At 57.9% G+C, this 8,019-nt stretch carries 9 protein-coding genes; all 9 read left to right on the forward strand.

What is annotated here, in order from left to right; translation table 11 throughout:
* Positions 1-75: 75 nt before the first annotated feature.
* Positions 76-813, forward strand: a complete 738-nt coding sequence (rpsB, locus tag ACRESD_RS08370; protein WP_431750496.1) for a 30S ribosomal protein S2 — start codon at positions 76-78, stop codon at positions 811-813.
* Positions 814-1,004: 191 nt separating this feature from the next.
* Positions 1,005-1,868, forward strand: a complete 864-nt coding sequence (gene tsf / locus ACRESD_RS08375; protein ID WP_431750497.1) for a translation elongation factor Ts — start codon at positions 1,005-1,007, stop codon at positions 1,866-1,868.
* Between the two features lie 211 nt (positions 1,869-2,079).
* Positions 2,080-2,823, forward strand: coding sequence for a UMP kinase (pyrH, locus tag ACRESD_RS08380; protein ID WP_431750498.1), 744 nt, complete (start codon positions 2,080-2,082; stop codon positions 2,821-2,823).
* Entirely contained in the window at positions 2,820-3,377 is a 558-nt protein-coding gene (gene frr, locus ACRESD_RS08385) for a ribosome recycling factor (RefSeq protein WP_003189163.1), read from the forward strand. The genes pyrH and frr overlap by 4 nt, the downstream gene beginning before the upstream one ends.
* A 17-nt stretch (positions 3,378-3,394) precedes the next feature.
* On the forward strand, positions 3,395-4,150 hold the full coding sequence (gene uppS, locus ACRESD_RS08390; protein WP_431750499.1) for a polyprenyl diphosphate synthase: 756 nt from the start codon (positions 3,395-3,397) through the stop codon (positions 4,148-4,150).
* A complete protein-coding gene (locus tag ACRESD_RS08395) occupies positions 4,151-4,960 on the forward strand; it encodes a phosphatidate cytidylyltransferase (RefSeq protein WP_431750500.1) in 810 nt (269 codons plus the stop codon).
* Positions 4,957-6,147, forward strand: coding sequence for a 1-deoxy-D-xylulose-5-phosphate reductoisomerase (gene ispC, locus ACRESD_RS08400; RefSeq protein WP_431750501.1), 1,191 nt, complete (start codon positions 4,957-4,959; stop codon positions 6,145-6,147). Before ACRESD_RS08395 ends, ispC begins: the two co-directional genes overlap by 4 nt.
* A 53-nt stretch (positions 6,148-6,200) precedes the next feature.
* The gene (gene rseP / locus ACRESD_RS08405) at positions 6,201-7,553 is read left to right on the forward strand and encodes a sigma E protease regulator RseP (RefSeq protein ID WP_431750502.1); all 1,353 of its coding nucleotides are present in this window, start codon (positions 6,201-6,203) and stop codon (positions 7,551-7,553) included.
* Positions 7,554-7,627: 74 nt separating this feature from the next.
* A partial coding sequence (locus ACRESD_RS08410) for a POTRA domain-containing protein (RefSeq protein ID WP_431750503.1) occupies positions 7,628-8,019 on the forward strand: 392 nt, incomplete at its 3' end.

Genomic DNA, 8,019 nt, shown 5'->3' on the forward strand with positions numbered 1-8,019 from the left:
GTTCGAAAGAGCCGATGGGTCGGTTGTACGGGATACGTGGAGGCTTAACCCCAAACTATATCTATAGAGGTAATCATGGCAACTGTTTCCATGCGCGACATGCTCAAGGCCGGTGTACACTTCGGTCACCAGACCCGTTACTGGAACCCGAAAATGGGTAAATACATTTTCGGCGCGCGTAACAAGATCCACATCATCAACCTTGAAAAAACCCTGCCAATGTTCAACGAAGCTCTGACTTTCGTAGAGCGTCTGGCCCAGGGCAAAAACAAGATCCTGTTCGTCGGCACCAAGCGTTCCGCTGGCAAGATCGTTGCTGAAGAAGCAGCACGTTGCGGTTCGCCGTACGTCGATCACCGCTGGTTGGGCGGTATGCTGACCAACTTCAAAACCATCCGTGCTTCCATCAAGCGTCTGCGTGACCTTGAAGTACAAGCCGAAGACGGTACTTTCGCCAAGCTGACCAAGAAAGAAGCGCTGATGCGCTCCCGTGACCTGGAAAAGCTCGATCGTTCCCTGGGTGGTATCAAGGACATGGGCGGTCTGCCTGACGCACTGTTCGTTATCGACGTTGATCACGAGCGTATCGCGATCACCGAAGCCAACAAGCTGGGCATCCCTGTTATCGGCGTAGTCGATACCAACAGCAGCCCGGAAGGCGTTGACTACATCATCCCAGGCAACGATGACGCAATCCGCGCTATCCAGCTGTACATGGGTTCGATGGCTGACGCTGTAATCCGTGGTCGCAACCACGTTGCTGGTGGTACCGAGCAGTTCGCTGAAGAAGCTCCGGTAGCTGCCGCTGAGTAATTGACGCCCTGGCGTTGACTCAGTAAGCAAAAAGGGGGCTTGGCCCCCTTTTTGCCACCTCGAAAACCGTTTGTCGGCAGCGCAGCTACATCATCTGTAACGTGCAGCGGCCTACAAAGGAGATTCGGGAAGAATTGATCGCCCGTTTGATCGGGTGGAATGGTTGAAAACCTATCCAAGAGGATTTTGAAATGGCAGAGATTACTGCAGCGTTGGTTAAAGAACTGCGTGAGCGTACCGGCGAAGGCATGATGGATTGCAAAAAGGCCTTGACCAAGGCCGGCGGCGACATCGAAAAAGCCATCGACGACATGCGTGCTTCCGGCGCCATCAAGGCTGCCAAGAAAGCAGGCAACGTTGCTGCTGAAGGCGCAATCGCTCTGAAGGAAGACGGTAAATCCGCAGTTCTGCTGGAAGTGAACTCGCAGACTGACTTCCTGGCTCTGCAAGATGACTTCAAGGCATTCGTTGCTGCCAGCGTTGAAAAAGCATTCGCTGACAAGCTGACTACCGTTGAGCCTCTGATCGAAGCTCAAGAAGCTGCTCGCCTGGTACTGGTCGGCAAAGTTGGCGAAAACGTCAACATTCGTCGCCTGACCCGCGTTGAAGGTGATGTTGTTGGTGGTTACCTGCACGGCAACAAGATCGGTGTAGCCGTTGTTCTGAAAGGCGGCGACGTTGAGCTGGCCAAGGACATCGCTATGCACGTAGCGGCAACCAACCCTGAATTCCTGCTGCCATCGGAAGTTTCCGCTGAAGCGATCGAACGTGAGAAGGGTGTGTTCCTGACCCTGAACGCCGACAAGATCGCTGGCAAGCCAGAAAACATTGTTGAGAACATGGTCAAAGGCCGTATCAGCAAGTTCCTGGCTGAAGCGAGCCTGGTTGAGCAGGCGTTCGTCAAGAACCCTGAAATCAAGGTTGGCGAACTGGCTAAGAAAGCCGGTGCTGAAATCGTTTCCTTCACTTACTTCAAAGTAGGCGAAGGCATCGAGAAGCCGGTCGACAACTTCGCTGAAGAAGTTGCTGCCCAGCTGGCTGCCGCCAAGCAATAAGACGGTTTTCAACTGTCGCCCGAAAGAGGCTGCCCGCTCACGCGCGCAGCCTCTTTTCAAATGGGAAGGCCAATTTTATTTGGTTTCCTTTCGGAACTGGCTTACAAAGCCGTGTTCCGATGGCGCTGTGATAGCGTCCAGCTAGAGTGAACGCAAGCCGTAAACGGCTCGCCAAGAATTTTTTAAAAATACGCCGCAGGAGAGATTCGCAATGGCTCAGCAGGGCAGTGGTCATCAGGCTCGCTATAAACGCATTCTACTCAAGCTTAGCGGCGAGGCCCTGATGGGCTCGGAAGAGTTCGGGATCGATCCCAAGGTGCTCGATCGCATGGCGCTTGAAGTTGGCCAGTTGGTCGGTATCGGTGTTCAGGTCGGCCTGGTGATTGGTGGCGGCAACCTGTTCCGTGGCGCGGCGCTGAGCGCGGCCGGTATGGATCGGGTCACCGGTGACCACATGGGCATGCTGGCCACTGTGATGAACGCCTTGGCCATGCGTGACGCCCTGGAGCGCGCCAATATCTCGGCTATCGTGATGTCGGCTATTTCCATGGTTGGCGTGACCGATCACTATGATCGCCGCAAAGCTATGCGCCATCTGAACTCCAAGGAAGTGGTGATCTTCGCCGCCGGCACGGGTAACCCGTTTTTCACCACCGACTCGGCAGCGTGCCTGCGCGCCATCGAGATCGATGCTGACGTGGTACTCAAGGCTACCAAGGTGGACGGCGTATACACCGCAGACCCATTCAAAGACCCGCATGCCGAGAAGTTCGATCATCTGACCTACGATGAAGTGCTGGATCGCAAGCTGGGCGTGATGGACCTGACGGCTATTTGCCTGTGCCGCGACCACAAGATGCCGCTGCGCGTATTTAACATGAACAAGCCCGGCGCCCTGCTGAATATCGTACACGGCGGCGCGGAAGGGACTCTGATCGAGGAAGGCCAACAATGATCAACGAAATCAAGAAAGACGCCCAAGCGCGTATGCAGAAGTCCCTGGAGTCTCTGAGCCACGCGTTCGGCCAGATTCGTACCGGCAAGGCGCACCCGAGCATTCTGGGCAGCGTGATGGTGCCTTACTACGGTTCCGACACTCCGCTGAGCGGCGTCGCCAACGTGACCGTCAAAGATTCGCGCACCCTGCAAGTCGTGGCCTTCGAGCGCAACATGCTCGCAGCTGTCGACAAGGCTATCCAGAGCGCCGGCCTGAACCTCAACCCGACCAACCTGGGTGAGTTGCTGTTGATCTCCATGCCGGCCCTGACTGAAGAAACCCGTAAGGGCTTCACCAAGCAGGCCCGTAGCGCCGCGGAAGACGCGCGTGTTGCCGTGCGCAACATCCGTCGCGATGCGCTGGGTGACCTGAAGAAACTGGTCAAGGACAAAGAAATCAGCGAAGACGAAGAGCGTCGTGCCGTCGCCGATATCGACAAGTTGACCAAGGACGCCGAGGCTCAGATTACCAAGGCGACTGAAGAAAAAGAAAAGGACCTGATGGCCGTATAAAGGGTCAGGACGCCTTCATGGAAAAGACCAAGCAGACTGTGCCCTCCGTGGTACCGCGCCATGTCGCGATCATCATGGATGGGAATAATCGCTGGGCGAAAAAACGCTTTATGCCGGGTGTCGCCGGGCATAAAGCGGGTGTCGATGCGGTGCGCGCCGTCATTGAGGTGTGTGCCGAGGCCAAGGTTGAAGTGTTGACCCTGTTTGCCTTCTCCAGCGAGAACTGGCAGCGGCCAGCCGATGAAGTCAGTGCCTTGATGGACCTGTTCTTCAAGGCGCTGCGGCGCGAGGCCAAGCGCCTCAACGACAACAACATCAGTCTGCGCATCATTGGTGATCGCTCGCGGTTCCATCCGGAGCTGCAAGCGGCCATGCGTGAAGCTGAGGCTATCACCGCCGGTGCCAACCGCTTTGTGTTGCAAATTGCAGCCAACTACGGTGGCCAGTGGGATATTGCCCAGGCTGCGCAACGGCTTGCCCGCGAAGTGCAGGCCGGCCATCTGCGGCCAGAAGACATTACGCCCGAACTGTTGCAAACCTGCCTGGTAACCGGCGACCTGCCGTTGCCGGACCTGTGCATCCGTACCGGTGGTGAGCATCGCATCAGCAATTTCCTGCTGTGGCAGCTGGCCTACACCGAGCTGTACTTCTCCGACCTGTTCTGGCCGGACTTCAAACACGATGCCATGCGTAACGCATTGGCCGATTTCGCTTCCCGTCAGCGTCGCTTCGGTAAAACGAGCGAACAGATCGAAGCTGGAGCCCGGGTTTAAATGCTTAAACAACGAATCATCACGGCACTGATCCTGCTGCCAATCGCCTTGTGCGGGTTTTTCCTGCTCGACGGCTCCGGCTTTGCGCTGTTTATCGGCTTGGTCGTGACGCTCGGTGCCTGGGAGTGGGCGCGCCTGGCGGGCTTCAGTGCTCAACTGCCACGTGTGGTGTACGCCGCATTCGTCGCGCTGTCGCTGTTCCTGATGCATACCCTGTCGAGCATCATCGTGCCTTGGGTGCTGGGTGCCGCGGTGTTGTGGTGGGCGCTGGCGACATTCCTGGTGTTGAGCTATCCGCGCACCAGTGGCCACTGGTCCAGCGTGGCGTGCAAGCTGGTGATTGGCTTGTTGATTCTGCTTCCCGCCTGGCAAGGGTTGGTGGAGATCAAGAATTCGTCCATGGGCAACTGGTTGATCATGGCGGTGATGGTGCTGGTCTGGGGGGCCGATATTGGCGCCTACTTCTCTGGTCGGGCGTTCGGCAAGCGTAAGTTGGCGCCGGCGGTCAGCCCGGGCAAGAGCTGGGAAGGTGTCTACGGCGGCCTGGCATTGACGCTGGTGATCACGCTGGTCGTCGGCGTTGTGCGCGAGTGGTCGGTGAAGGAGATCTTCCTGGCGCTGTTGGGCACGGCCATCGTCGTATTTGTTTCTGTGGTGGGTGACCTCACTGAAAGCATGTTCAAGCGCCAGGCGGGTATCAAGGACAGCAGCAACCTGCTGCCGGGTCATGGTGGCGTATTGGATCGTATCGACAGTCTCACCGCCGCGATTCCGATCTTTGCCGTGCTGTTGTGGATGACTGCCTCGTGAGCCGCCTGCAGCAAGTCACCGTGCTGGGGGCGACGGGTTCGGTAGGGCTGAGCACCTTGGATGTGATCGCCCGTCATCCTGATCGTTACCAGGTATTTGCCCTGACCGGTTTTACCCGATTGAACGAGTTGCTGGCCCTGTGCGTGCGCCACTCCCCGCGCTTTGCTGTCGTGCCTGAAGCGGCCGCTGCGCGTGGTTTGCAGGAGGGGCTTCGGGCTGCCGGCCTTGCCACTGAGGTGTTGGTAGGCGAGGCGGGGTTGTGCCAAGTGTCGGCCGACGCCGAGGTTGATACCGTCGTGGCTGCAATTGTCGGCGCGGCGGGCTTGCGCCCTACGCTGGCGGCAGTCGATGCGGGCAAGAAGATTCTGCTGGCTAATAAAGAAGCCTTGGTTATGTCCGGCGCGCTCTTTATGCAGGCGGTGCGCAAGAGTGGCGCAGTGCTGTTGCCCCTCGACAGCGAACACAACGCGATCTTCCAGTGCATGCCGGGTGACTTTGCCCGTGGCTTGAGTCAGGTGGGTGTGCGTCGGATTTTGCTGACCGCCTCCGGTGGGCCGTTTCGGCAAACACCTTTGACGCAGCTGGAGCATGTATCTCCGGATCAGGCGTGCGCGCACCCGAACTGGTCCATGGGGCGCAAGATTTCCGTGGATTCGGCGAGCATGATGAACAAGGGCCTGGAGCTGATCGAGGCTTGCTGGCTGTTCGATGCGCGCCCTGATCAGGTTGAGGTGGTGATTCACCCGCAAAGCGTGATTCATTCCCTGGTCGATTACGTGGATGGTTCGGTGTTGGCGCAGTTGGGCAACCCTGATATGCGCACACCCATCGCCAATGCCCTGGCTTGGCCGGAACGTATTGATTCCGGTGTTGCGCCGCTGGACCTGTTTGCGATTGCCCGGCTGGACTTCGAAGCACCGGACGAGCAGCGCTTTCCGTGCCTGCGCCTGGCGCGGCAGGCGGCCGAGGCGGGTAACAGCGCGCCGGCGATGCTCAATGCCGCCAATGAGGTGGCAGTGGCTGCGTTTCTTGATCAGCGCATCCGCTTTCCGCAGATCGCGAGTATTATCGAGGACGTCCTGAGTCTGGAGCCTGTAGTGGCTGTCGACGACCTGGGCGCTGTGTTTGAGGCGGATATGAAGGCCCGAGGCCTGGCTGAGCAATGGTTGAATCGCAACGCGCGTTAGTCTGCAGGTGGGTTTGAGCCTTCAGGTACTGGATTGAAAGGCGGAGAAATTAGATGAGTGCGCTCTACATGATTGTCGGCACCCTGGTTGCTCTGGGTGTGTTGGTGACCTTCCACGAATTCGGCCACTTTTGGGTGGCGCGTCGTTGCGGCGTCAAGGTATTGCGCTTTTCAGTCGGTTTCGGCATGCCCTTGCTGCGTTGGCATGATCGCCGTGGCACCGAGTTCGTGATTGCCGCCATTCCGTTGGGTGGCTACGTCAAAATGCTGGATGAGCGCGAAGGCGAGGTGCCGGCGGACCAGTTGGACCAGTCCTTCAATCGCAAGACCGTTCGTCAGCGTATCGCCATTGTCGCGGCTGGCCCGATTGCCAACTTCCTGTTGGCGATGGTGTTTTTCTGGGTCTTGGCCATGTTGGGCAGCCAGCAGGTGCGTCCGGTCATCGGTGCGGTCGAGGTTGACAGCATGGCGGCCAAGGCTGGCCTTGTCGCTGGGCAGGAAATTGTTTCTATTGATGGCGAACCGACCACTGGTTGGGGGGCGGTCAATCTGCAGTTGGTACGACGCTTGGGTGAAAGCGGTACTGTCAGTGTGGTGGTGCGCGATCAGGATTCCACCGCCGAGATGGCGCGTGAGTTGACCCTGGATCATTGGCTCAAGGGTTCGGATGAGCCTGATCCGATCAAGTCCCTGGGGATTCGCCCGTGGCGACCGGCTTTGCCGCCGGTGCTGGCGGAGCTGGACCCGAAAGGTCCGGCCCAGGCTGCTGGTCTGAAAACCGGCGATCGCCTGTTGGCCCTGGATGGCCAGGCGTTGGGCGACTGGCAGCAAGTGGTCGACCTGGTGCGTGTGCGACCTGATACCAAAATTGTGCTGAAAGTTGAGCGTGATGGTGCTCAAATCGACGTCCCCGTGACCTTGTCGGTTCGTGGGGAGGCCAAGGCTGCCGGGGGGTACCTGGGGGCTGGGGTCAAAGGTGTCGAGTGGCCGCCATCAATGGTTCGAGAGGTCAGTTTTGGGCCGTTGGCCGCAATCGGCGAAGGCGCGAAACGCACCTGGACCATGAGCGTGCTGACCCTCGAATCCCTCAAAAAAATGTTGTTCGGCGAGCTCTCGGTAAAAAACTTGAGTGGGCCGATAACCATTGCTAAAGTGGCGGGCGCTTCTGCCCAGTCGGGCGTCGCGGATTTCCTGAACTTCCTGGCTTATCTGAGTATTAGCCTTGGGGTTCTGAATTTGCTGCCCATTCCAGTATTGGATGGGGGGCATCTGCTGTTTTATCTGGTCGAGTGGGTGCGTGGTCGCCCCTTGTCGGATCGGGTGCAGGGTTGGGGGATACAGATCGGTATCAGTTTGGTGGTTGGAGTGATGTTGTTAGCTCTGGTCAACGATCTGGGACGTCTGTAACGCTTCGCTGAATTGCGAATCTGCCGCATTGTGCGGCAGTTTGTTTATTGCCAGTTGGAATAAGAAAGGACTTCATGAAACGTCTGCTGCTAACTGCGGTTCTCACCGTATTGATGATCGCCGAAGTTCACGCCGAGTCCTTCACTATCTCCGATATTCGCGTCAACGGCCTCCAGCGGGTATCCGCAGGTAGCGTCTTTGGTGCCTTGCCGTTGAACGTCGGGGAACAGGCTGATGATCGTCGCCTGGTGGAATCCACTCGTGCGCTGTTCAAAACCGGGTTCTTTCAAGATATCCAACTGGGTCGCGAAGGTAACGTCCTCGTCATCACTGTCGTCGAGCGACCTTCTGTCGCCAGTATCGAGATCGAAGGCAACAAGGCGATCTCCACTGAAGACTTGATGAAAGGCCTCAAGCAATCCGGCCTTGCCGAAGGCGAGATCTTCCAGCGTGCCACCCTCGAAGG

Origin of the sequence: Pseudomonas sp., assembly GCF_050739995.1 — a bacterium.
Lineage (GTDB): Bacteria > Pseudomonadota > Gammaproteobacteria > Pseudomonadales > Pseudomonadaceae > Aquipseudomonas.